A 24,855-nucleotide genomic window follows, 5' to 3' on the forward strand; every position below is an offset into this window, starting at 1 on the left:
CCATTGATATGCGCGATTCATCGCGCCGCTACGGATTGTGCGGAATCGATACTTAATTACTCCCCGCTCAACCGCTCCAGTAATCCGCTGCGTCGCTGGGTACGTAACTGCACGGCACGCCGGAACACGCAGTCATCGCTGTACAACGTCAGCTGCTTACGCGCGCGGGTAATCGCGGTATAAATCAGCTCGCGCGTTAACACCGGCAGGAACTGCGCCGGCATCACCAACGCCGTGTGGTCAAATTCCGAACCCTGCGATTTATGCACCGTCATCGCCCACGCGGTATCGTGCGTTGGCAATCGGCTCGGTTGCACCGCCTTGATGCTGCCATCCGGCAACGGGAAGAACACCTTCAGCAGGCCTTCCTCATCAAACAGCGTAATGCCGATATCGCCGTTAAACAGGCCCAGCGCGCTGTCGTTACGCGTCACCATCACCGGACGTCCCTGATACCAGCGACTGCCGCCGGTTGGACGACGAATCAGCTGCAGCTGCATCAGCTTCTGCTCAATACGTTGATTCAATCCCTGCACGCCAAACGGCCCTTCACGCAGTGCGCACAGCAGCTGATATCGGCCAAACGCGGCGATAATTTCAGCAGGATCAGCGCGTTGGCGAATGAGTTTCAGGAACGGCTGATAACCGGCGGCAATCTCCGTCAGCATCGCCTGATACGCATCTGCATCCTGCAAAGGTTGACGGGTGATATCGCTGAAACCAGCCTTGAATGCCGCTTCAACCGCCTTTGCATCACCGGCGTTAACCGCTGCGGCCAGTTGGCCAATGCCGGAGTTGGCGTCAAAGCGGTAGCTTTTACGCAGCAGGCAAATCGCGTCGCGTACCGCGGGTGCGCTGCTGTCATCGATGCCCGCCACCCCGCTGCCGGTAAGCTCGCTCAGCTGCGCAGCGCGCATCGGGCTGTAACCGGCTTCGGCACAGCGACAGATATCACCGAGCACCGCGCCCGCTTCCACCGATGCCAGCTGATCGCGATCGCCGAGGAACACCACGCGCGCCTGCGCTGGCAATGCGGCAATCAAATTCGCCATCATGCCGAGATCGACCATTGAGGCTTCATCCACCACCAGCACATCCAGATGCAGCGGATTTCCGGCGTGATAGCGCAGGCGCTGTGTTTCCGGCTGCGCGCCTAACAAGCGGTGCAGCGTGGTGGCATCGGCCGGAAAGCGCTGCCGCTCCGCCTCGCTCACCGGCAACTTTTGCAGCGCCTTGCCCAGCGATTCGGTGAGACGCGCCGCCGCTTTGCCGGTTGGTGCAGCCAACTGAATACGTAACGCGCCTTCACTAAGACGGATCAGTGCCGCCAGCAGTTTTGCCACCGTGGTGGTTTTTCCGGTTCCGGGACCGCCCGAGATCACCGCAGTTTTCTGCGTCAGCGCCACCGCAGCCGCAATCTTCTGCCAGTTATCCGGCTCGCTGCCAAACAGCTGATCCAGCACTTCCCTGACCCGTTCAGGCGCAAAAGGCTGTGCTGTCGACTGTGACTGAAAGAAACGCGCCACCTGCCCTTCGTTGTGCCAAAGGCGATGCAGATAGAGACGATCTTCGCTCAGCACGATGGGTGCCGCTTGCTCGCTGCTACTCAGTGCCGACCAGCCGGCTAAAATTGCCGGCCAATCCTGCGGTTCGCCTGCCGCTTGCCAGATGGCCTGGGCCAGCTCCGCATGGCGTCCTTTAAACAGGTTATCGCGGCTCAGCTGTGATAACGGCAAACAGACATGCCCATCTCCCGCTTCCGCGCTCAGGCAGGCCGCCAGCAGCAAACGCGCCGGTTGATCATCATCAGCCAGCAGTTGAGCGAACTGGACATCCAGCGAGCGCAGCAAACGCAGCTCAGCCGCCTGTGCTAAAAGCGCGGTCATACCGCTCATGCTGTCGCTCCCGGCCCGCGAAACAGGCTATCCAGTTGTGAAATGAAGTCGAAGGTGGGACGGGTATGAAACACGCCGTTGTCTGGCGAGCTGCCGTCCATGCCTCGCAGGAAGAGATAAAATACGCCGCCGAAATGCTGCTCATAATCGTAATCCGGCACGCGATGTTGTAAATAGCGGTGCAGCGCCAGCGTATAGAGCTGGTACTGCAAATCGTAGCGGTGGTCGATCATCGCCTGCGCCATTGCCTGCGGCGTATAAGCTTCATGGCTGTCACCGAGCCAGTTGGATTTATAATCCAGCAGGTAATATTTGCCCTGCCAGCGGAACACCAAATCGATAAAGCCTTTCAGCATGCCCTGCACCTGACGGAAATCGAGCGGCGGAGCCTGCGCCGATAACGCATCCTGAGCAATCAACGCGCTCAGTTCACGCGCGGTCAGCACGTTGTCAATTGGCAGATAGAACGCCATCTCCACCAAACGATCGCTGCTTTGCACCTGCGCCAGATGAATACCCTGCGCGTTAAGCGGCGTGCTCAATACACGCCTGATCCACGTACTGAGCATCGGCTGCCAGTGCAGCGGATAGCCGTTTTGCTGCAGATGTTGCGCCAGCTTCTCCTCGGAAGGCGGCTGCGGGAAATCCAGCGATTCGAACAGCTCATGCAAAAACGTTCCCGGCGCAGCACCGCGCGGGAAGTGATGGGGCGTGAGCGCCGCTTCCCCTTCCTCTTCCCGATCCTCTTCGCCGGCTGCTTCCACATCGAAATTCGGCATCACCTCAAGCAGACGATGAGAACTGTGCTGCTGCAAACCAGAGTAACTGGTGACGCGCCACGGATCGGCCAGCACGCGCGTTACGCTTCGCGCCCCCAACTCGCTATCGGCGACCGCCTCAACCTGCCAGCGCTCGGCTTGCATATCTTCGGCCAGCACTACCTCGGTGCCCGACGCGTCCATGTTATGCAGCAACGCGCCGAGCTGTTCGGCCGTTGCCGCTACACCGCGCTGCAACAGAAAACCGAGCGCGCTTTTATGCAAATCGCTCTCGCCCTCTTTCTTACGCGTGCCGCGAAACAGCGGTGCCACGCCGACGCTGCAGTGATAGATCGAACGAGTCAATGCCACGTAGAGCAGGCGCAAATCCTCCGCCAGACGCTCCTGTTCGGCCAGCGCCAGGCTCTCTTCGTCGGCTTGCAGGTCCAGGACCGCGTTAAAGCTCTCACGATCGTGATAAAGCGCGGTATCCGCCTCGCGAAAACCGGCGGCGAATGGCAGCCACACTAACGGATATTGCAGCCCTTTAGATTTGTGGATGGTGACAATCTGCACCAAATGACGATCGCTCTCCAGACGCAGCTGCTGGCTGGCAGACTGGCTGTCCGGGCGGGCGATCTGCTGTGCCAGATGACGCACCAGCGCATGTGGGCTATCCAACTGCGCAGCCGCTTCCTGCAGCAGTTCGCCGAGATGCAGTAAATCCGTCAGACGACGCTCGCCGTTCTCCGATGCCAGCAGATTTTCCGCCAGCTGACGCTCCAGCATCATCTCGCGCAGCATCGGCAAGACGCCACGCTGCTGCCACACCAGCTGCCAGCGGGCAAAGGTATCCACCAGTTCATCCCAGCCGCGCGCGTCCTGATCCAGCGCATCCAGCTGCGAGGCATCAAAGGCAAAGAGCGAGGTTGCCAGCGCGGTGCGCAGCATACGCTCCTGCTCCGGCGCCAGCACCGCTTGCAACAGCCATAACAGCTCACGCGCTTCCGGCGTGGTGTAAACGCTGTCGCGATTCGACAGGTAAACCGACGGAATACCGAGCAGATTGAGCGCTTCGCGAATCAGGTTAGCTTCGTTACGGCTGCGCACTAACACTGTGATGTCAGAGGCTTGTACCGGCCGCAAATTGGGCGCTTTGCCCAGCATCGCGCGCTGCTGCTGCCCGGCCTGCAACCAGCGACTGATATCGGCCGCACACTGCTGCGCCATACGTTGTTGATAATCCCCAACGCTGAAGCCTTCGCCCGGCTGCAGCCAGAAGCGTAACGCCGCTTGCTCAACCTGATCGATACTGAGCGACAGTTGCTGGTTGGGAGGCGCAAACTGCACCGGCTGGAACGGGATCTCAGCGAACAGGAAGGGCGCGTCGAGGCGCGCAAATAGCTGGTTAACGCTGTTGACCATCGCAGGCGACGAGCGCCAGTTGGTATCCAGCGTGTAGTGCGCGCTGACTTCACTGCGCGCGCGGATATAGGTAAAAATATCCGCGCCACGAAAGGCGTAAATCGCCTGTTTGGGATCGCCAATCAACAGCAGCGCATGCGCTGGCTGATTGATATAAAGCGTGCGGAAAATACGGTATTGCAGCGGATCGGTATCCTGGAACTCATCAATCAACGCCACCGGGAAACGCTGGCGAATCGCCTGAGCCAGTTGCTCACCGCTCGGCTGCTGCAGTGCTTCGTCGAGGCGGCTCAGCAGGTCATCAAAACCCAACAGTGCCTGCTGACGTTTCTCTTTGCGCACCGCAGCGCGCACCTCTACCAGCGCACGCGCAATCACCAGATCGCGCAGCGACAGCGGCTGAGCAAGGAAAGTGTCGATGGCGTCAAACACACTGTGATGCGGCGGATTGCCCTTTTTGGTCTTCTCTTCAAGCATGCGCTGACCGAAGCGCGCCAGTTCGGCGGGCACCTGATAATCACGCGTTTCGCTCTGCGCCCAAAAGCTGACTTTATTGACCCAAACCGGCAAATTCTTGCTGCTGTAGCTGCGCTTATCCACGTCAGATTGCCCCACCAGCGTCAGCACTTCGTCACCCACCGCCAGCCATTGCGCTTTCATCGCGGCGATACGCGCCAGGTTTTCGCTGTGGCGCGAAGCCAGGGTTTCACTGTCGGCAGGCGGCAGACGCAGGCTGGGCGATTCGCCCTGCAACCACGGACGCAAGGTGGAAAGCAACTGCTCCGGGCCGCTCCATTCGCTGACAATCACTCGCGCGACATCCAGCGTCAGCGGATAGCAGTGACGACGCCAGAAATCGGCAGTCGCCTGGCGCAGCAGCAGCTGTTCATCCTCAATCAGCTGCTGTTCAAACAGCATGCCGGACTCAAAGGCGTTGAGATTCAGCATGCGCTGGCAGAAGCCGTGGATGGTGAAGATGGCGGCTTCATCCATCTGTCGTTCAGCGGCCAGCAGCAGCGAAGCCGCATCGGCGGGCTGTGGAATCTCCTGCAGCAGCTGCATCAGCATCGGGTTGCCGCTGACGCCGCGCAGGCAGGCCAGCCGCAGCTCGTGAATGTTGGCGCGTATACGCCCGCGCAGTTCAGCGGTCGCGGCCTCGGTAAAGGTCACCACCAGAATCTCTTCTACCGACAACGGGCGCGAATAAGCATGTTGTCCGCCCAATCCCAGTAGCAGCCTTAGATAGAGCAGGCCGATGGTGAAGGTTTTGCCGGTGCCGGCTGAGGCCTCAATCAGACGCTCACCGCGCAGCGGCAGCGTCAGAGGATTGAGCGATTCAGGTAGCAGACTCATTGCGCATCACTCTTCACGGGCAACGACTGCTGCAACTTCTGAACCTCATCCCATGTGGTCCAGCCCGGCAGCTGGGCGTAGTCATCTTTGGTCGCGCCATCATGGCTGCCACCGATCTGCGAAATCATCGCCATGCCTTGCTGCGCTAATACCGCCTGATGGAAGAAGTCGGCCAGGCCGGCTGGCGTCAGTTGCTGAATTTGCTCAATCGCTTTTTCACGCGTATCGAAGGCAAAGTTCTGACGTTTAAAGTCACGGTTAAAGCGGTTCGCCTCTTCATCCAGCGTTTGCGGACGCTGCTTCATATCGTTGATCAGCGCCTGCTGATACTGGGCGAAATCTTCCGCTTTCATGCTGCGCAGACGCTGTTCAGCCTGCGGATAAAATGCCTGGAAGCGTTGCAGTAAAAACGCCGGCTGCTTGCTGTTACTTTGCAGCAGGAATCCGATGCCCCACTGGCGTCCGATCGGCATCTGGTAAGCAAACACCGCATAGCCGAGTTGCTCTTCGGTGCGCAACTGGTTGTAGAACCAGGGTTGAACGATCTGGCTCAGCATGGTGCTGTTGGCCATGCTTTGATATTCGCTGTAGCCCAACGGCACATACAGCGCGGCCAGCGCTGAATCAGTGCTGCTGCCGGCTTTCTGCAGATTGGCCTTCATTGCTTTATCCACCGCCACATAATCACTGTGCCAGTAGCCGTGGCCATCGCTGTGCAACTGTTGCTGTAGCTCATCGCCGAGCAGTTTCACGCGCTCTGCAGAGAGATTGCCCACCACCATCATCTCCGGGGTTGCATGTTGAATCAGCGCATCGCGGTAATCGGTGACCTGTTTCAGCGTGATGTCTTTCACCAGATTGCGGCGCGTTTCACGTTGGGTGTAAGGCAGCTGCGACAACATCTGCATCGGCTGAATCGCCTGCTCAAACGCTTTGCCCTTCTCTGCCGCTTCCAGTCGATCCAGATACCAGGATTTGGCCTGTTCCAGCTGCTGCTGGTCCGGCGTAAAGGTGGCGTAACCCTCCACCAGCTTCTTCAGCAATTCCGGCAGACGTTGGGTAAACCCGCTGGCGCTAAACACGATGCCATCATCTTCCCCGGTGGAGAAACTGATGCCGCCAACCGAAGCCTGCGAATTCAATTCATCCAGCGCCAGGCTGGAGAGATAGTCATTCAACCCAAACAGCACCTGCTGGCGCGCATCGCTGATCGCCAATTTGTTGCGCAGCGCTAAGGTAATAGCGGCTTTCGGTTCGCTGGCAAACTGCTGACTTGGCATCCAGTAAATACGCATGCTGTCGCCATTGGTCAGTGCGACCGGATGATCGTAGGTTTTGCCATCGGAGGGGATGATGGCGAAATCCGACGGAATATAGGGATTCAGCGTGGGCATCGACAGCTGAAGCTGCGCGGCACGTTGCTGCCAGTCGCTAATTTGGGCGTCGCTGATTTTGTCCACCTGATAGGGCGCATTCACAAAGTAGGCTTCTTTGTTATGCGGCTCCTGCGGACTGATGTACCAGATGCGCGCGTTCTGCGGCGTCATTTCGTCGAGACGCGTTTTGATTGCCGCGGGATCGAACTGATCGGCCAGATAAGGCGCATCCAGCGTGTGTTCAACCGGCACCCGCAGCATGGTATCTACCAGCCACTCGATGTAATCCATATCACGGGTAATTGATGGGTAGCGGAAATCCAGCGCCAGCACGTGGGAGACTTCATCGAAGTATTCTTTACTGATGCCTTTGGTGCGCAGCATATCAAGGTAGTTGAACACCGCAGCCACCACTTCATCGCGCTGCGCCAGACCTTTGTCGGTTAACGACACGCTGATAGCGAAGACGCCGCTGTTGCGCTCGGTCATCGGGTCTGCACCGGCGCTGACGCCATCCGCCAGCCCTTGCTTTTGCAGCCAGTCGTTGAGGGTGTTTTTGCTGCGATTGCCCAGAATGTAGCTGATCAGCGTATCGGTTTTACTGCGGAACTGGCCGCTGTTGTTCGGGATGCGGAACTCAATTTTCAACTGCTTGCGCGGCTGTGCGGGCACGTAATGGATAATGATGCCCTTCTGCGCGTCGGTCACTACCGGCACGTCAATCTCTGGCACCGTCGTTTGATGATTAGCCACACGACCAAAGGTTTTTGCCGCAATGTCGGCCATCTCTGGCAGCGGTTTGTTGCTGTAAATCACCGCCTTCATCAGATTGGCGGAGTAGTGGCTGTGATAAAAATCGGTCAGCGCCTGATGCAATTTGCTGTCCGGCTTGTCACTCAACGTATCAAGGTTGCCACCGGAATAGCGCGAGCCGGGATGCGCAGGGTTGAGAGTTTCTGCACCCACCTGTGCCATACGCAAGCCATCGCGTGAGCGAGCCATGGTCAGTTCTGCGTTAACCGCATGGCGTTCACGATCGGCATTAACCGGATCGAGCAGCGGTTCAGCAATCGCATCGGCCAGACGATCAACTGCGGGCTGCAACGCGCTGTTTTCCACTTCCAGATAGAACGCCGTGCGATACGACGCGGTGCTGGCATTGTGGCTGCCACCATTTTTTTTCAGGAATTCGGCGAGATTATCAGGCTGCGGATAACGCTTTGAGCCCATTAACACCATGTGTTCGAGATAGTGCGCCAGACCCAGCTGCTGATTAGGATCATCCAGCGAACCGATCGGTAAGGTCAGCGCCGCCAGCGATTTAGGCGCTTCGGCATCCGAGACCAGCAGCACGGTCATACCGTTGTTTAACGTAATCGCCTGATAACTGCGTGGATCGTGATCGCTTTTACGAATGGTGTCATTGATGGGTTGCCAGCCGCGATCGGTATCGGCAAAGGCATTCAGCGCTAACGTGCTCAGCAGCAGCGCTCCAATCCAGCGTGCGTAAATCCGCATTTAAACCCCTTACGTTACCCTTTTCCGCTGGCTGTGTGCCCAGCGGTGAAATAGACAAACTTTCTTATCGTGTCAGGAACAACCTCAAACGAGGGCGTATCCCATTGCTATTCATCATTTTGATGCGCCAGGCGCACCGGCAAATACCATTGGCGTGCGGCGGCAGTAATCGCCTGCACGGCCTCATCGTCCAATGAGCGACTCAGGCGTTGCAGATAGGGATCGCTGCCCTCGCCTTCCACCTGGAAACCACCCTGCCAGGCTTGCAGCAATTTGTTAAGTGCCTTTTTCTGCGTGGCTTCGTCTTCCAGCAACTGCTGCGACTTGCTATCAAAGCTGGCTTCCAGCCAGGCTCCGCCGGATTTATTCAGCAGCATCAGCGGCTCGACTAATCCGGCCTGGTAACCCGCAACATACGCATGCAGAAACGACAGCGCCTGTTCAGCAGGCAGCGCCGCGAAGCGCCAGTGACTCTGTTTACGGCCGTACATGCGGCTTTCACCGCTGCCGCCCAACGCGCAATACACCAGATGTTCAAGCCATAGCAGCAGACCATCGTTCATGTTCAGCACGCCCGGACGCCAGCGCAGCAGGCCATCAGCTTGCACCTGCGTCAGCCAGCCGGTCAATTGCACTGCGCCGATCGTCAGATTGATTTCCCAACTTTCAGCGGGCTGGCGTTGACCACTCACCTCGGCGGCCACTTCCTGCATCTCTTCGGTTTGGCTCTGCCAGAAAAGTTCCCCGAACGCGCCATAAGGCAGATTGCCTGCGGCGCGGTGACGCGCATACAGCTGCGCCGGATCGTCACCGTTGACCAACGTATTCAGCAATTGGGCGTTGATTTGGTAGCGTTCCAGGCTGTCAGGCGCGAACGGTTCGCTGTCGGGCAGCTCGCTCTCTTCCATCCAGAAAGCCACCCCCAAGCGCTGCTGGAACCAGGCGCGCACCGGATGGCGCCAGAAACGCAGCAGTTGCTCCAGCGACAAGGTTTCTATCGGTGCAGGCAGCAAGGGCTGCACAAAATCCGGCTGTGCCACGCCGCTGCCGGTGGCTGCGGGCAACCACTCCGCAGCAAAGCTTTGCCCGTGAGCGCCCGGCTGGAAGTTCTCTGCGGCAAACGGCATGCGGCTATGCAGCTTTTGCAGATGTTCACGCACGCGCTGCTCGCTGATATCAGGTTCGAGCGCTTCATCACCCGGCAGACGGAAGCTCTGCCCCAGGTAATCCACCAGCTCGCTCACTAATACCGATGGATAGCGCTCCGTGTTGTCCTGAATCGCCCGGCCGATGTAACTGATATAGAACTGCTGCTGCGCCGAGATCAGCGCTTCAAGGAACAGATAGCGATCATCATCGCGGCGGCTACGGTCGCCTTTGCGCATCTGTTGCTGCATCAGGTCGAAACCCAGCGGCGCTAAGGTGCGCGGATAGACGCCATCGTTCATGCCCAGCAAACACACCACTTTGAAGGGAATCGAACGCATCGGCATCAGCGTACAGAAGTTGATGGGACCGGCGAGGAAACGCTGGCTGATACGCTGTTGATCGAGGCGTGAACGCAGCTCATCACGCAGCAGCGTAACCGGAATCGGCTGTTGATAGGCCGCCTGCATGCCCTGCTCGATAATCTGTTTCCACTGTGTTTCCACCAGCAGCAGCGCGGCTTCACTTTCGGCGTCTCCGCTAAAGAAGCACTCAATCAACTCACGACACAGCGGCTGCCACTCCGCTAACGTGCGCTCTTCTGCCAGACGCGCACGCCACTCTTCGAGTCGCGATAGCAGTTCCGCCAGATGCCCCGCCAGCTCAGCGATCAAACCGCTGGATTCGTCATACGGCAGGATCCCTTGCCAGTCGCCGTTGCGGCTCTCCAGCGCATAGCCGAGCAGCATACGCTGCAGGCCGAAGCGCCAGGTGTGTTGTCCGGTTACCGGCAGCGCCAGCGCTTCCACGCTGGCATCGTCCAGTCCCCAGCGAATGCCGGATTCCATCACCCAGCGGCGCAGCAGGCGCAGCCCGCTTTCATCCACCGAAAAGCGCTGCGCTAATGCGGGAACCTCAAGCAGCGCCAGCACATCTTCGGAGGCAAAGCGACTTTCAGGCAGAGACAGCAAGCTGAGCAGCGCCAGAATTGCCGGGTGCGCCTGACTGGCGCGGCGGTCGGAAATGGCGAACGGCAAATAGCGTTCGCTCGGCGCGCTGGCAAAAGCGGCCTGAATAAAAGGGGCGTAGCTGTCGATATCCGCCACCATCACGATGATGTCGCGTGGTTTGAGTTCGGGATGGGCTTCCATCAGCGTGAGCAGATGATCCTGCAGCACTTCAACTTCACGCTGGGCGCTGTGGCACACCTGCAGCGTGATCGAGCGATCTTCAGGATCAAGCAGCCGTTTTTCGGCGCTGTTCGCCAGCTCACCGGCGTTGAGGCCAATGATCGCTTTATCGTCCAGATTGAGCAGATCCGCTTGCACGCTGTGCAGCAGATTGTCTTGAGGCATCTCGACGAAGGCATCAATGTCGTTGGCGGCGGATTCCATTTGGCTCAGCAGAAACAGGTTATCGCGCCCCAGCTTGCCCCATGACGCCAGCAGCGGATTGGTCAGCTGCTGCTCGCCGATATCGTTAAACAATGCTGACGCGCTAGCCGGATCGCGGAACAGCGGCTGCAGCTCATCCGATTGGATGCGGCGGCGCTGGCGGCTTTGCAGCTTCGCCAAAAAGGCATAATCCTGAATGTCGCCCCAATAGTGACGGCAGGGATTGGTGAACAGCAGATGGATATCAATGTGACGGCCCAGCGCTTCCAACGCCTGCAAATAAACCGGCGGCAGCGCGGAGATACCGCAAATAAACACGCGCTGCGGCAAGCCCGGCGGCGGCATTTGCGCCTGTTCCAGCTTTTGGATAAAGCGCGCATAGAGGTTGGCGCGATGCCACATCGGTTGACCCAGGCTTTCGGTAAAGTTAACCAGATCGCACCACAGCAGCGCCTGCCACTGCTGCGATTCGCCTAAGCCATCAATCCGTTCACCGCGCTCCCAGCTGTTGAGCCAGTCCGAGCGATACACCAGATATTGGTCAAACAGATCGGCAACACGGGCGCTGAGCTGATACAGCTTGCGCTTGTCGTCGTCATCATTGAGGTAGTGACGCAGCGGCTGGAAAGCGTCCTGCTCCAGCAAAGTTGGCAAGCGATGCATCAGCTTCCAGCTCATGCTGGCCTTGGTGAAGGCGCTCTCTTCAGGAATATCGGGCAGCACCTTAACGAACATGTTCCAGATGAAGCTCGCAGGCAGCGGGAAATCAATGTTGGCGGCAATGCCGAAACTGTTAGCCAGTTCCATTTGCAGCCACTGCGCCATGCCTGGGCTTTGTACCAGCACCTGTTCAGCCGCCAGCGGATCGGTCAGCGGTTGATTTTCAATCAGAATACCTGCCAGATTTTTCAACAGATCAAGCTGATTAGAGTGATAGACCCGGAACATATTTCTCCTAAACACAAGACAACAACGCAGCCGAGCCACTCTACCGTTTATCACCTGCGATGCCTACCGCTAGTGGCAATTGAGCTGCGCCAGTGAGGCGGAACGCTGTTGTGGCCCCGTGACCGTGACGCGCTCCAGCGTGCAGCCGCCCGCCAGGCTCTGCTGCTGGCGCTGACTCTGCCATCCCTCAACGTCACGGCCAAGCAGCGCCTGGCCGGCAACGCGCCACGCCTGACGCTGCTGCCACTGCTGGCTAAACCCCAGCGCCAGCGCGCGATGATATTGCAGCAATGTGCTGATGGTCATCGCCAGCAACAGCATCGCCACCAGCGTTTCCGCCAGGCTAAAGCCCTGCTGCTTCTGGCTGGCACAGCGCCGGCTGCGACAGCGGGCAGTAATCGATCCAGCCATGCGCTTGCGGCTGGGGTTGCGTGTTGGGGATGGATACCCAACGATAGAGCCACAGCGCGCGCCCTTCTCCATGTCCCGATAACAACGCATTGTCATCCTCCATTCGTAGCAGGCAGCTTTGCCACTGTTCTGCTGTCCATTGCTGACATTGCCAGCCGGTGGCCTGCGGCCAGTTTTGCACGCTGCCCCACGTTAACGCCGCCTGCGCCTGCCAGAAATCCTGACTGTGCAGCTGCTCATCAGCCACTAACACCATGCCTTGCGAGAGCTGCGTTCGCGTGGAGTGTAGCGTCAATCCGCCCATCAGTAACATCATCAGCACCATGCCCAGCGTGCTATTGCCGCGCTGCTTCACAGATTGATTCCTTCTATCCAGCTTGCCAGCTCTACGCTTTGGCTGTTAGCGTGTCCCGCCAGTTGCAGCACCAGACGCGATCCCTGCCGTTCAAGCTTGAAGGCATCGATGGTGAGAAACGCCGGATCGGAGAGTTTCTCCCAGCCGCTGCTGTTGCACTCATCCACGCCGCGCTGCATTTCAAGCTGTCCGCTGCGCAGCCGATAGCCGTAATAGTCACTTTCGCTATGGCCCACGCCTTCCCAGCGCCCGTTGCTGTTCTCATCCCAGCGCAGTAAAACGCAGCTGCCGCTGGCGGCAATCGTTAGCGCCGAACCGCTGCACTGGCCGTGGCAATAGCCGGCTCGGCGCAGCGCTTTTTGCAACGTATTGGCGATCTGCTGCAGCTCCTGCTGTAACTGCACGCGCTGTTGCAGACGCAGATTCTGCTCCAGCAGCAGCGGTAAAAATCTTCCGACGCTGATCATCAGTACCGCGCCAATCGCCATGGCAATCAGCATCTCCAGCAGGCTGAATCCGCGTTGCGCTATTCGCATCCTTTCTCTCCCGGCTGACAGGCACGGATGCGCGCTCTGGCGGAGATAATTAAGCGCCAGCGTCCCGCCGCACTGGCGAGATCGATGCTGCCAGGACGCGCGACATCACGCCGACCGTAAAAACCGACGTCACCATTGATGCCGACAAGGCGCACGCTGTCGTGCGGCGGTTTAAATAACCAGCGCGAGGGCAGTGCGCAGCCTTCTGCAGGTTTAGGTCCCGCGCCAAGACAGCCGTTTTCACCGCTCTGTACCCACAGCGTGAGATCGCGGTTGTGCCAGTTAGCATGGGCGCGCAAACGCAGCAGAAATCCCTGCAGTTGCAGTACGCTGTCGCGCAGCTGTTGATATTGCTGCCAGCGCTGCCAACCCTGCAGCGCGCCGACGCTAAGTATGCCGGCGATCACCATCACCAATAACAGTTCGGGCAAAGTGAAGCCGTGGTTAACGTTTCTGTTCATGGCGGCTAATGTGCCCAGCAACATGAAGTTCAACAAGGGAGAGAAATCGACGTTGGGAAACGTTGCGCAGGAAATCGTGGAGAGGTGCAGAGAGATACAGCGTTTTGTGAGACAGATTCAGGATTAAAGTGCGATTTGGGCGTGGTCGCCATGAATGGCGACCTTGCGGGAGTGGCGTTAAATGGCGACGGGCGCTTTAATGGCTGGATGCGGATCGTAGCCTTCAATCTCGAAATCATCGAACTGATAATCGAAGATAGAAGCCGGTTTACGCTTGATTACCAGCTTCGGTAACGGGCGCGGCTCACGCGTTAACTGCAGGCGCGCCTGCTCTAAATGGTTGCTGTACAGATGCGTATCGCCACCGGTCCAGACAAAATCGCCCACCTCGAGATCGCACTGCTGCGCCACCATATGCACCAGCAGCGCATAGCTGGCGATGTTGAATGGCAGCCCCAGGAAGATATCGCACGAGCGCTGATAGAGCTGGCAAGAGAGCTTGCCGTTGGCCACGTAGAACTGGAAGAAGGCGTGGCAAGGCGCCAGAGCCATGTGATCCAGCTCGCCCACGTTCCACGCCGAGACAATGATGCGGCGCGAATCGGGGTCACGCTTCAGCTGCTCAATCACTTTACCGATTTGATCAATCTCTTCACCCGAGGCGCTGCCCCAGCTGCGCCACTGCTTGCCGTAGACCGGGCCAAGATCGCCGTTCTCATCGGCCCATTCGTCCCAGATGGTGACCTTGTTCTCTTTCAGGTAACCGATGTTGGTCTCACCTTTCAGGAACCACAACAGCTCATGGATGATCGAGCGCAGGTGCACTTTCTTGGTGGTGACCAGCGGAAAACCATCCTGCAAATTGAAACGCATCTGGTGGCCAAAGATGGAGAGCGTGCCGGTGCCGGTACGGTCGGCCTTTTCTGCGCCTTCATTCAGCACATGTTGCATTAGGTCCAGATACTGTTTCATTTTACCTCACGAGTTTGTTGCTGCGGGCGACGACGATACGCCCAGATCATCATAATTACACCGGCCAGAATCATTGGGATCGACAGAATCTGTCCCATGCTGACGCCGCCTTCAAACAGACCAAGCTGCGCATCCGGCTGACGGAAGAACTCCACGATGATGCGGAATGCGCCGTAGCCGATCAGGAACAGGCCCGAGACGCTGCCCATGGGGCGCGGCTTGCGAATAAACAGGTTGAGAATGATGAACAGCACGATGCCTTCGAGGCACAGCTCATACAGCTGCGACGCATGACGCGGCAGCACGCCGTAGGTGTTCAGCAATTCCTGGTACTGCGGATTGTTGGCTGCCAGCGCGATATCTTCGCTGCGTGAACCGGGGAACAACATCGCGTATTTGAAATCAGGCGCCACGCGGCCCCACAGTTCGCCGTTGATGAAGTTACCGAGACGACCGGCACCCAAACCAAACGGGATCAGCGGGGCAATGAAATCCGCTACCTGGAAGAAAGTGCGCTTGGTACGGCGTGCGAAAATCAGCATCACCACAATCACACCAATCAGGCCGCCGTGGAACGACATGCCGCCATCCCAGACCTTAAACAGATACAGCGGATTCTCCAGGAACAACGGCAGGTTGTAGAACAACACATAGCCGATACGTCCACCGAGGAATACGCCGAGGAAGCCCGCATACAGCAGGTTTTCCACTTCCTCTTTTTTCCAGCCGCTGCCAGGTTTGTTGGCGCGTCGCGTCGCCAGCCACATAGCAAATACAAAGCCCACCAGATACATCAAGCCGTACCAGTGAAGCGAAACCGGTCCGATAGAGAAAATTACCGGATCGAATTGGGGAAACGAAATGTAGCCGTCAGTCATCTTTCACCATCATTTTTCTGCCCTGAAACGGGACAATAAAAGGCTGCGCATGATAGCACAGCCACTTTTTTTACAGGTCGTGAAGTTGTAACCGTTAACGCCCGCCGCGAATCAAACCGCCTAAACCACGGCGCTCCATAAAGGTGGAGACCAGATGGCGCACTTCCGAGGCAGTATGCGCGGCCAGTCCATGCTCGCTGAGCTTCTGTGCCTCTTCAAAATCGAGATGGCGCAGCAGATATTTCACCCGCGGCACGTTCTTGCCGTTCATGCTGAGATGGTGATATCCCATGCCCACTAACAGCGCGACACACATTGGATCGCCAGCCATTTCACCACACAAACAGAGCTCCAGCTTGGCCTGGCGGGCTTCGCTGGCAATAGTGTGCAGCGCCCGCAGCATCGCCGGATGCAGCGAATCATACAGGTTCGCCACGCGCGTATTGTTGCGATCAACCGCCAGCAGATATTGCGTCAAATCGTTGGTGCCAACCGAGACGAAATCGACGCGATCCGCCAGATGCGGGATCATAAACAACATCGACGGTACTTCAATCATGATGCCAATGCGCGGCTTGGGAATCACATAGCCGAGCATCTCTTCCACTTCGCGGCCAGCGCGATCGATCAGACGACGCGCATCATCGATCTCATCGATATGGCTGATCATCGGCAGCAGAATGCTCAGGTTACCGGAGGCCACGTTGGCACGCAGCATGGCGCGCACCTGCACCAGGAAGATTTCCGGCTGGTCGAGCGTTAAACGAATGCCACGCCAGCCAAGGCACGGATTCTCTTCGCTGATCGGCATGTACGGCAGTTGCTTATCCGCGCCGACATCCAGCGTACGCAGCGTCACCGGCTTATCGTAGAACAGCTGCAGCATGCCCTGATACTGCGCCACCTGCTCCTCTTCGGACGGGAAGCCGTTGTGCAGCATGAACGGTATTTCAGTACGATACAGGCCAATGCCATCCACCCAGTTATCCAGCGCCTGCTCGTGTTCCGGGCTGAGACCGGCATTCAGCATTACCTGAATGCGCTCACCGCTTTTTAACTCACCGGGCTGCTCGACCACGCCTTCGGCCATTTTGCTCAGCGCGTTCTCTTCGCTGATTAAACGCTGATACTCCTGCACCAGCACCGGTTCCGGATCGATCAGCACTTCGCCGCGATAACCATCAACAATCAGCAAGCGTTTGTTAAGCTGCGCCGGCAGAATATCCGCGCCCATCACGGTGGGAATACCCATCGCGCGCGTTAAAATCGCCGCATGCGAGTTGGCGGCACCGTCGCGCACCACCACGCCAGCCAGACGCTCCTGCGGCAATTCAGCCAGCGTGGTGGCGGTGAGTTCATCCGCGACTAACACGAAGCGTTCCGGCCAGGCATTGGTGCCGACCAGCGAATCATCGAGGTGGAACAGCAGACGTTGACCGAGCACGCGCAGATCGCCAGCGCGCTCGCGTAAATATTGATCCTGCAAATTGGCGAACTGCTCGGCGAACTTCTCGATCACCGTTTTAACCGCCCACTCCGCTACCGATCCGCGCTCGATCTCATCAAACAGATCCTTTTTCAGCCGCGCATCGGTAAGCAGGTGCGAATAGAGATCGAAGATCGCCGCGCTCTCTTTCTGCACGCTGGCAGCAAAGCGTTTACTGAAGCGGCGGAATTCGTTGCCGGCCTCGCCCATCGCCAGCACCAGGCGCTCGCGCTCGCGCTGCACGTCAAGCGTGGACGCAGCGGAAACCTGATCGAGCAGCGGCTGGGTTTCATCTACCCAACCCGGCGCGACCGCCACGCCCGGCGCAGCGGCAATCGCTTTTACCCGCGTCTGACGGAATTGACCAAAGAGTTGACCGAGCTGCGACTGCGACAGCAATCCCGCCATTTGCGTGGCGAGCGTGACGAGGAATGACTCTTCGCTTTCATCAAACTGACGGTGTTCGCGCTGCTGGATAACCAACACGCCAAGCAGCTGGCGGCGGCTGATAATCGGCACGCCGAGGAAGGAGCGATAACGCTCTTCTTTAACGGAAGGAATGTATTTGAAGCTGGGATGGCTTTGCGCGTCGGCGAGGTTGATCGGCTCGGCTAAGCGTCCAACGAGGCCAACAATGCCTTCGTCAAACGCCAGCGTGACCGTACGACCACGCGGCTTTTTTAGCCCGCGTGTCGCCATCAGGTAGTAGCAACGACGATCGTGATCGGCGAGATAAACCGAGCAAACCTCGGTTTCCATCGCAAGGCAAATTTCGTTTACCAGAATGTCGAGTGCTTCATTCAGACGTGGAGCACTCGCCACTTTCTCTACTATTTCGCGTAACTGAGTGAGCATAAAGGGCGTGGCCTATCCTCTTTTACGTCGTTGGGCGGCGTTATTACGCTGCCCCGCACTCTCCTGCATAGACATCACTACGCCCGCGAATTCTTTCATTACGCGGCGATATACATCGCGCTTGAAAGAGACCACCTGACGTACCGGATACCAGAAGCTAACCCAGCGCCAACCATCAAACTCGGGCGTGCTGCTGTGCTGCACATTGATTTCCGCGTCACTGCACATCAACTGCAGAAGAAACCACTTTTGTTTCTGGCCGATACACACCGGCTTTGTGTCCCAACGCACCAAACGTTTTGGCAACTTGTAGCGTAACCAGTTTCGGGTTGAAGCAAGTATTCGAACATCTTTGCGGTGTAAACCCACTTCTTCGAACAGTTCGCGATACATCGCCTGTTCAGCAGTTTCACCCGGATTGATGCCTCCCTGAGGAAATTGCCAGGAGTGCTGTCCAAAGCGCCTGGCCCACAACACTTGTCCTTGCCTGTTACAGATTACGATACCAACATTCGGGCGGTAGCCATCATCATCGATCACTGGACTACCTCAAAGCTAAATTTGAATAGCCTGATTGTTTCACACTCCTTACAGGCGGTAAACCACTGGATAGCGGGCCGCAGGCGGAATAAAAACAGGATAACTCACAGAGATTAGCCAAGTTATAAACAGACGCCCCCATTTATCGGCGATCTTATTCACCTTTTCTGTGGATAGCTTTGTGCAGAACACGGGAATGAATTGAATAACCCCTTCGGATAAATCTCATCACCCAACATAACAATACGCAAAAAAATCATCATATTCATCGGGATATAACTTATTAACCGTTAAATCGTTACCAGGATCCGTAGTTATACTCCGCTCAGTTTTTTCGATCGGTTAAAGATCCATCATCGACGTTTTTATCCACAGAGAATGCCCTAAACCTGGTCAAAGAAAGGAAAAAAAGCGTTCAAAACGCGAAAGTCAAGGCTGTAAATGGAAACAGGGGTATGGCCAAAAGGGTGTTACCCCACTTTTCTGTGGATAACCAGGTTCAACACCTGTTCATTGTCGATAACAAGCTGGGATAACCGGGCCATATCACTGGATCGTCCCATTCTATTGAAATAAAAAAGCATGCTGAATCATGCTATTATCACCTTTATTCAACTAACTGCCATGTGGACAAACCCGGCTCGCGTTTACTGTTCACTCTTTAACCAATGTAGGTTTTAGCATGCACTTCTCACCGTTATTGCCATCGCCACCTGAAAACGAAGCGGAATTACTGCAGCGCGCACAGCAGCTGGCGGGACAGACCTTTGCCGCGCTGGCGGCGCAGATTAACCTGCCGATTCCGGCAGATTTGAAACGCGATAAAGGCTGGGTTGGCATGCTGTTAGAGCTGCATTTGGGTGCCAGCGCTGGCAGCAAAGCCGAGCAGGATTTCGCCCATCTCGGCATTGAGCTGAAAACGATTCCGGTAGATGCTCAGGGCAAACCGCTGGAGACCACCTTCGTGTGCGTCGCGCCGTTAACCGGCAATAGCGGCGTAACCTGGCAAACCAGCCATGTGCGGCACAAACTGGCGCGGGTGCTGTGGATCCCGATCGAAGGCGATCGTGCTTTGCCGCTGGCCGAACGCCGCGTCGGTTCGCCGCTGCTGTGGCATCCGAGTGCAGAAGAGGAGCAACAGCTGCGCGAAGACTGGGAAGAGTTGATGGATATGATTGTGCTCGGTCAGGTGGAGCGCATCACCGCACGTCACGGTGCCTGGCTGCAAATCCGCCCTAAAGCCGCCAACAGCAAAGCGTTGACCGAAGCGATTGGCGAACACGGCGAGCCGATCATGACGCTGCCGCGCGGCTTTTATCTGAAGAAGAGCTTCACCGGTCCGCTTTTGGCGCGACATTTTTTACTGTAAATGCATATTGCTGCCGATAATTTTAGGAATGATGCGATTACTCCTAACGACGAAAGCATTTATTACTACACTTTTGCTGTTGAAGTCGCGAGAAGGAGATAAGAATGAAAGGGTTGGTGAGTGCAGTAGGTTTAACCTTGGTGACGCTGTTATTGAGTGGTTGTAGCAGTGATTACGTCATGGCGACCAAAGATGGCCGCATGATCATGACAGATGGCAAACCCGCCATCGACAAAGAGACCGGATTGGTACAGTACACCGATGAGCAAGGCCATCAGATGCAGATCAATGGTGACGATGTTTCAACCATCATTGAGCGTTAAGTGCCAAATTGCCCTGCCTGCACGCGTTTTCCCCTTGTGCAGGCGATTTCCCGAACTTTCCCCTCTTCCTTCCGCGCCGCTTCACACGCTATAGTCCCAAAGGACACAACATTCCCTTTCATAATGAAAAAAGGATGCCGGCACATGCACTATCACCGTATTCCCCATAGCACGCTGGAAGTGAGTCAGCTGGGGCTTGGAACCATGACGTTTGGTGAGCAGAACAGCGAAGCCGACGCCCACGCACAACTTGATTACGCGGTTAGCAGTGGCATCAACCTGATTGATACCGCAGAAATGTATCCGGTGCCGCCGCGCCCGGAAACCCAGGGATTAACCGAACAATACATTGGTAGCTGGCTGAAGAAGCGCGGCAGCCGTGACAAAATCATCCTCGCCAGCAAAGTAGCCGGCCCGGTACGCGGCGCGGATGCCTCGATTCGCCCGAACCAGGCGCTGGATCGCAAAAACATCCGCGAAGCGCTGGATGCCAGCCTGAAACGCCTGAACACCGATTATCTCGATCTCTATCAGCTGCACTGGCCGCAGCGTCAGACCAACTACTTCGGCAAGCTGGGTTATCAATACACCGATTCCAGCGTGCCGGTGACGCTGCTGGAGACGCTGGAAGCGCTGACCGAACAGGTGCGCGCCGGTAAGATTCGCTACATTGGCGTGTCGAACGAAACTGCGTGGGGCGTGATGCGTTATCTGCAGTTGGCTGAAAAGCATGAGCTGCCGCGTATCGTTACCATCCAGAACCCGTACAGCCTGCTGAACCGCAGCTTCGAGGTTGGTTTAGCGGAGATCAGCCAGCATGAAGGCGTCGAGTTGCTGGCGTATTCCAGCCTGGCGTTTGGTACGTTGAGTGGTAAATACCTGAACGGTGCGAAACCCGCCGGTGCGCGCAATACGCTGTTTAGTCGCTTTAGCCGCTACAGCGGCGATCAGTCTCAGCAGGCGATTGCAGCCTATGTTGCGCTGGCGCAGAAACACAATATGGATCCGTCGCAGATGGCGCTGGCGTATGTGCGTCAACAGCCGTTTGTCGCCAGCACCTTGCTGGGCGCCACCACACTGGAGCAGCTGAAGATTAACGTAGAGAGTTTCAATCTGACGCTGAATGCCGAGGTGTTAGAGGAACTGGAAGCGATTCATCGCCAGTTTACCTATCCAGCGCCATAAATCGCACCACACCGTAGCGGCGCGATTTATCGCGCGCTTTAAAAACGCCGCACACTTTTCCCTTTGTGCGGCATTCGCCATTGCGCAATACACTGCCCCGCTACGACGCTATGCTTTTGTTACTTCCGCGCTTTCCACCACAACACCGCAATCGCCACGGCGAAAATCGCGCCGAATCCGACGCCGGTCGCCACCGCAGGCGCGCCCAGCTTAATCGCCACGGTATACAATCCCAGCATCAGCAGCATCGCGGTATTCTCACCGAGATTTTGCACCGCAATCGCGTTGCCCGAACCCACGGATGCCTTGCCACGCTCCTGCAGCAGTGCATTGAGCGGTACCACGAAGAAACCACCCAGCGCACCAATCAGCATCAAAACCAGATAGGCATTGAGCAAGCTGGTTTGCAACGCGAACACCACCACCATCACGCCAATCAGCACACCGGCTGGCATGCAGCGACGCACGGTTTGCAGCGTCACCAGCTTCGCCGCTGCTGCCGCGCCAATCACGATACCCATCGCCACCATGGCATTCAGCGTGGTCGGGGTTTTGTTATCGCTGATGCCGAGCGCCACCGGCACCCACAGCACCAGCAGGAAACGCAGCGTCACGCCCGCGCCCCAGAACAAGCTGGTGCCGAGCAACGAGAAGCGCGTTTCGCCGTTGCGCCACAGCAGCTTAGTGGCCGCGATGAAACTGCGCAGCATGGCGCCAAAATGCCAGCTCTGGCCGGGACGCGCTGCCGTCAGGCGCGGAATAAAGATGTTAGCCACCACCGCCATCGCATAGGTCATGGCACACACCACCAGCGCGGCGACCAGGTTCCAGTCCGCCAGAATACCGCCCGCCACCGAACCCAGCAGAATCGCCGCAATGGTCGAACCTTCCATTAAGCCGTTGGCTTTGACCAGGCGTTCACCGCTGGTGATCTCCGTCAGGATGCCGTACTTGGCTGGCGAATAGGATGCCGCGCCAATCCCCACCAGCGTATAGCCGAGGAACGGATTGAAGCCGAAACAGATAACCAGCGCGCCGAGCAGCTTAAGACTGTTAGCGAACATCATTACCCGACCTTTGGCAAAACTATCCGCCATCTGCCCCACGAACGGCGCGAGCAGAATGTAAGTGGCCACAAACAGCATTTGCAGGATCGGCTGACTCCAGTCCGGATAGAACTGATTTTTCAGCACCGCCAGCGTCACAAACAACAGCGCGTTGTCGCCAAATGCCGAGAAGAACTGCGCCACAATCACCGCCAGCATGTTGCGCGATAACAGCGTTGCATCCTTATTTAACGCCTGGCTCATGCCTGCTCCTCTTCCGCCATCTGCTTCAGGCTGACATAGTCCGGTTTGCCGCTACCCAGCATCGGTAGCTGTTTCATCACGCGGATATCGCGCGGCACCGCCAGTTCCGGCGCGCCAATTTCACGCGCCGCTTTCAGCAGCGTGTCGCGGCCCAACTCGCTGTCGGTAGTAAACAGCACCAACGCTTCGCCTCGATTACCGTCCGGACGCAGCGACGCCGCATGCTGCTTCTCGTTAGAGGCTTTTAGCGCAATCTGCTCCACAATCTCCAGCGACACCATCTCACCGGCAATTTTGGCGAAGCGTTTCGCACGGCCCTGAATCTGGCAGAAACCGCCTTCATCAAAGCTGACGATATCGCCGGTGTCGTACCAGCCCGCTTCCATCTCGCCTTCGCCGTTATCGGCGACCGGCACTTCCAGCACGCCTGGATTTTCCACGCGCAGATACCCGTTCATCACGTTCGGACCGCGCAGCTGCAGGCGACCGCCCTGCTCAATGCCCGGCACCGAAATCAGACGCGAATCCATGCCCGGCAGAATGCGGCCCACGGTGTGATTTTTTGCCGCCATCGGCACGTTGATCGCCACCACCGGCGCGCACTCCGTCACGCCGTAGCCTTCGAGAATACGGATGCCGTATTTTTCCATGTAGATCTGACGCGTCGCTTCCTGCAGTTTTTCCGCGCCCGCCACCACATAGCGCAGACGCGCAAAATCGTACGGGCTGGCGAAACGCGCATAGTTGCCAAGGAAGGTTGAGGTACCAAACAGCACGGTGCAGTTACGGTCGTAAACCAGCTCCGGCACGATGCGGTAATGCAGCGGGCTCGGATAGAGAAACACCTGCGCACCGGTCAGCAACGGGGTAAACAGGCCAACGGTTAAACCAAAAGCATGGAACAGCGGCAGCGCCGACATAAAGCGGTCGCGCGGGGTGAAATCCGCCACGGTACGAATCTGCTCAACGTTCGCCAGAAGACTTTTATGCGAGTGCACCACACCTTTGGGATGGCCTTCCGAACCGGAGGTAAACAGCACCATCGCCGCATCTTCCGGCTGCTGCGCCACCAGCGCACGGCGCGGCATCAGCAGATGCGCCACAATCCACAACTTGTCCTGCAGCGTAACGGTATCTTTCAGATCTTCCAGATAGATCCACTGCACTTCGGTCAGTCCCTGCGGCAAGTGCCACAGGTTGCCTTTTTCGAGGAACTGCCGCGAGGTAAACACGGTTTTCACCTGCGATGCGGTCAACGCCGCACGCATGCCATTCACGCCTGCGGTGTAGTTGAGCATCGCCGGAATGCGCCCGCGCAGCGAGGCACCGAGAATCGCCGCCGCCGTCACCGTGGCGTTCGGCAGCAGCAGACCGACGTATTCACCTTGCTGGCTGTAACGCTCCAGAATGCGGCCCACGCCAAGCGCTTTCTTCAGCAAACCGGTATAGCTATCCGGTTTGAAGTTGACGTCTTCGATACACGGCTTCATCGCGCCATAACGCTGACGCGCATTGAGGAAAGCCTCGAACAGCGTCTCACGCGGACGCACTGCCATGCGGGCTTCCATCATTACATGGTGTAAGTGCTCGCCCGCCAGCGTGCGGCGATCGCGCGCGCGTTTGGCTTCAGGCATCGGGATTACCGTTGGCGGCAGCACCGTTAAGGTGATGCGCGGGAACAGGCGCCGTTTAAACACGCCCGCCAGACGACCAAACGGCGTATATTCCGCGCCTTCGATACGCATCGGCACCACGGTGGCACCGGATTTCGCCGCCACAAAGCCGGCGCCGCTGTAGATCTTCATCAGCGATCCGGTCACGGTGATGCGCCCTTCGGGGAAGATCACCACCGGACGGCCCTGATTGAGCATGCGCACCAGATGTTTGATCGACATCGGCTTGGTGGGATCGAGCGGAACGAAGTCGATAATCGGCTTCAGCAGGCGCATGAACCATTGATCGCTGATCGAGGAATAGACCGCAAACACCGGTTTGATCGGCAGAAACAGCGCCAGTAATACCCCATCCAGAAATGACGTGTGATTGGGGGTGATCAGCACTTTCTCTTTATGCAGTGCCGCGAGGTCGCCGCGCAGTTCCACACGCCACAGCAGGCGGAACAGGAAACGGAAAAAAGTGAGTAGCATGCCAGCTCCTTAGCAATCGTAAAAATGGCTCTTACGATGCAGGATCTGGGGATTTTCGACAAGTGGCGTGGTGATTTAAACGCAATAGCGGGCGTAGGGCCGCCATTCATGGCGTAATGCTTGTCAGTTAAGTCAACGATGAGTGCGCAGGCCGGGGCCACTTGTGGTCCGGCGGTCCTCGCGCCGCTAGCGCGGTGCCTTCACTTCGCTCGTT

Annotated in this window: 17 protein-coding genes; 3 read left to right on the top strand and 14 right to left on the bottom strand. The window is 57.4% G+C overall.

Annotation, left to right across the window (positions count from 1 at the left end; translation table 11 throughout):
- Positions 1-56 precede the first annotated feature (56 nt).
- From recD to rppH, 12 genes are all read right to left on the bottom strand, one after another.
- Positions 57-1,895, bottom strand: coding sequence for an exodeoxyribonuclease V subunit alpha (recD, locus tag K5Y33_RS17395; RefSeq protein ID WP_222234675.1), 1,839 nt, complete (start codon positions 1,893-1,895; stop codon positions 57-59).
- The gene (gene recB / locus K5Y33_RS17400; protein WP_222234677.1) at positions 1,892-5,431 is read right to left on the bottom strand and encodes an exodeoxyribonuclease V subunit beta; all 3,540 of its coding nucleotides are present in this window, start codon (positions 5,429-5,431) and stop codon (positions 1,892-1,894) included. Before recB ends, recD begins: the two co-directional genes overlap by 4 nt.
- Entirely contained in the window at positions 5,428-8,325 is a 2,898-nt protein-coding gene (gene ptrA / locus K5Y33_RS17405; protein ID WP_222234679.1) for a pitrilysin, read from the bottom strand. The genes recB and ptrA overlap by 4 nt, the downstream gene beginning before the upstream one ends.
- A gap of 107 nt (positions 8,326-8,432) precedes the next feature.
- Positions 8,433-11,813, bottom strand: a complete 3,381-nt coding sequence (recC, locus tag K5Y33_RS17410) for an exodeoxyribonuclease V subunit gamma (protein WP_222234681.1) — start codon at positions 11,811-11,813, stop codon at positions 8,433-8,435.
- 69 nt (positions 11,814-11,882) lie between these two features.
- Positions 11,883-12,224, bottom strand: a complete 342-nt coding sequence (locus K5Y33_RS17415; RefSeq protein ID WP_110867962.1) for a prepilin-type N-terminal cleavage/methylation domain-containing protein — start codon at positions 12,222-12,224, stop codon at positions 11,883-11,885.
- The gene (locus K5Y33_RS17420; RefSeq protein WP_222234682.1) at positions 12,157-12,579 is read right to left on the bottom strand and encodes a DUF2509 family protein; all 423 of its coding nucleotides are present in this window, start codon (positions 12,577-12,579) and stop codon (positions 12,157-12,159) included. Before K5Y33_RS17420 ends, K5Y33_RS17415 begins: the two co-directional genes overlap by 68 nt.
- Positions 12,576-13,115 (bottom strand): prepilin peptidase-dependent protein, encoded by a 540-nt coding sequence (locus K5Y33_RS17425; protein WP_222234684.1) that lies wholly within the window; start codon positions 13,113-13,115, stop codon positions 12,576-12,578. The genes K5Y33_RS17420 and K5Y33_RS17425 overlap by 4 nt, the downstream gene beginning before the upstream one ends.
- Complete coding sequence (locus K5Y33_RS17430; RefSeq protein WP_101762023.1) at positions 13,106-13,576, bottom strand: prepilin-type N-terminal cleavage/methylation domain-containing protein; 471 nt, start codon at positions 13,574-13,576, stop codon at positions 13,106-13,108. The genes K5Y33_RS17425 and K5Y33_RS17430 overlap by 10 nt, the downstream gene beginning before the upstream one ends.
- Before the next feature lie 177 nt (positions 13,577-13,753).
- On the bottom strand, positions 13,754-14,548 hold the full coding sequence (thyA, locus tag K5Y33_RS17435) for a thymidylate synthase (RefSeq protein WP_217549450.1): 795 nt from the start codon (positions 14,546-14,548) through the stop codon (positions 13,754-13,756).
- Positions 14,545-15,426 (bottom strand): prolipoprotein diacylglyceryl transferase, encoded by an 882-nt coding sequence (gene lgt, locus K5Y33_RS17440; RefSeq protein ID WP_008109262.1) that lies wholly within the window; start codon positions 15,424-15,426, stop codon positions 14,545-14,547. The genes thyA and lgt overlap by 4 nt, the downstream gene beginning before the upstream one ends.
- Before the next feature lie 94 nt (positions 15,427-15,520).
- The gene (gene ptsP, locus K5Y33_RS17445; protein ID WP_008109260.1) at positions 15,521-17,767 is read right to left on the bottom strand and encodes a phosphoenolpyruvate--protein phosphotransferase; all 2,247 of its coding nucleotides are present in this window, start codon (positions 17,765-17,767) and stop codon (positions 15,521-15,523) included.
- A gap of 12 nt (positions 17,768-17,779) precedes the next feature.
- Complete coding sequence (gene rppH / locus K5Y33_RS17450) at positions 17,780-18,307, bottom strand: RNA pyrophosphohydrolase (protein ID WP_007890933.1); 528 nt, start codon at positions 18,305-18,307, stop codon at positions 17,780-17,782.
- A gap of 682 nt (positions 18,308-18,989) precedes the next feature.
- On the opposite strand from rppH, the gene mutH reads away from it, so the two are divergent.
- The 3 genes from mutH (at position 18,990) to K5Y33_RS17465 (ending at position 21,184) form a co-directional block, all read left to right on the top strand.
- Positions 18,990-19,676: a DNA mismatch repair endonuclease MutH gene (gene mutH / locus K5Y33_RS17455; protein WP_110867967.1), complete on the top strand. Its 687-nt coding sequence runs from the start codon at positions 18,990-18,992 to the stop codon at positions 19,674-19,676.
- 104 nt (positions 19,677-19,780) lie between these two features.
- A complete protein-coding gene (locus K5Y33_RS17460) occupies positions 19,781-19,999 on the top strand; it encodes a YgdI/YgdR family lipoprotein (RefSeq protein ID WP_222234685.1) in 219 nt (72 codons plus the stop codon).
- Positions 20,000-20,143: 144 nt separating this feature from the next.
- Positions 20,144-21,184, top strand: a complete 1,041-nt coding sequence (locus K5Y33_RS17465; protein ID WP_222234686.1) for an NADP(H)-dependent aldo-keto reductase — start codon at positions 20,144-20,146, stop codon at positions 21,182-21,184.
- Between the two features lie 119 nt (positions 21,185-21,303).
- Here the strand turns inward: K5Y33_RS17465 and lplT are convergent, their stop codons facing one another.
- Positions 21,304-22,494: a lysophospholipid transporter LplT gene (gene lplT / locus K5Y33_RS17470; protein WP_222234688.1), complete on the bottom strand. Its 1,191-nt coding sequence runs from the start codon at positions 22,492-22,494 to the stop codon at positions 21,304-21,306.
- Complete coding sequence (gene aas, locus K5Y33_RS17475; RefSeq protein WP_222234689.1) at positions 22,491-24,641, bottom strand: bifunctional acyl-ACP--phospholipid O-acyltransferase/long-chain-fatty-acid--ACP ligase; 2,151 nt, start codon at positions 24,639-24,641, stop codon at positions 22,491-22,493. Before aas ends, lplT begins: the two co-directional genes overlap by 4 nt.
- Between the last annotated feature and the right edge of the window lie 214 nt (positions 24,642-24,855).

Source organism: Pantoea sp. DY-17, assembly GCF_019795975.1.
GTDB lineage: Bacteria > Pseudomonadota > Gammaproteobacteria > Enterobacterales > Enterobacteriaceae > Pantoea > Pantoea leporis.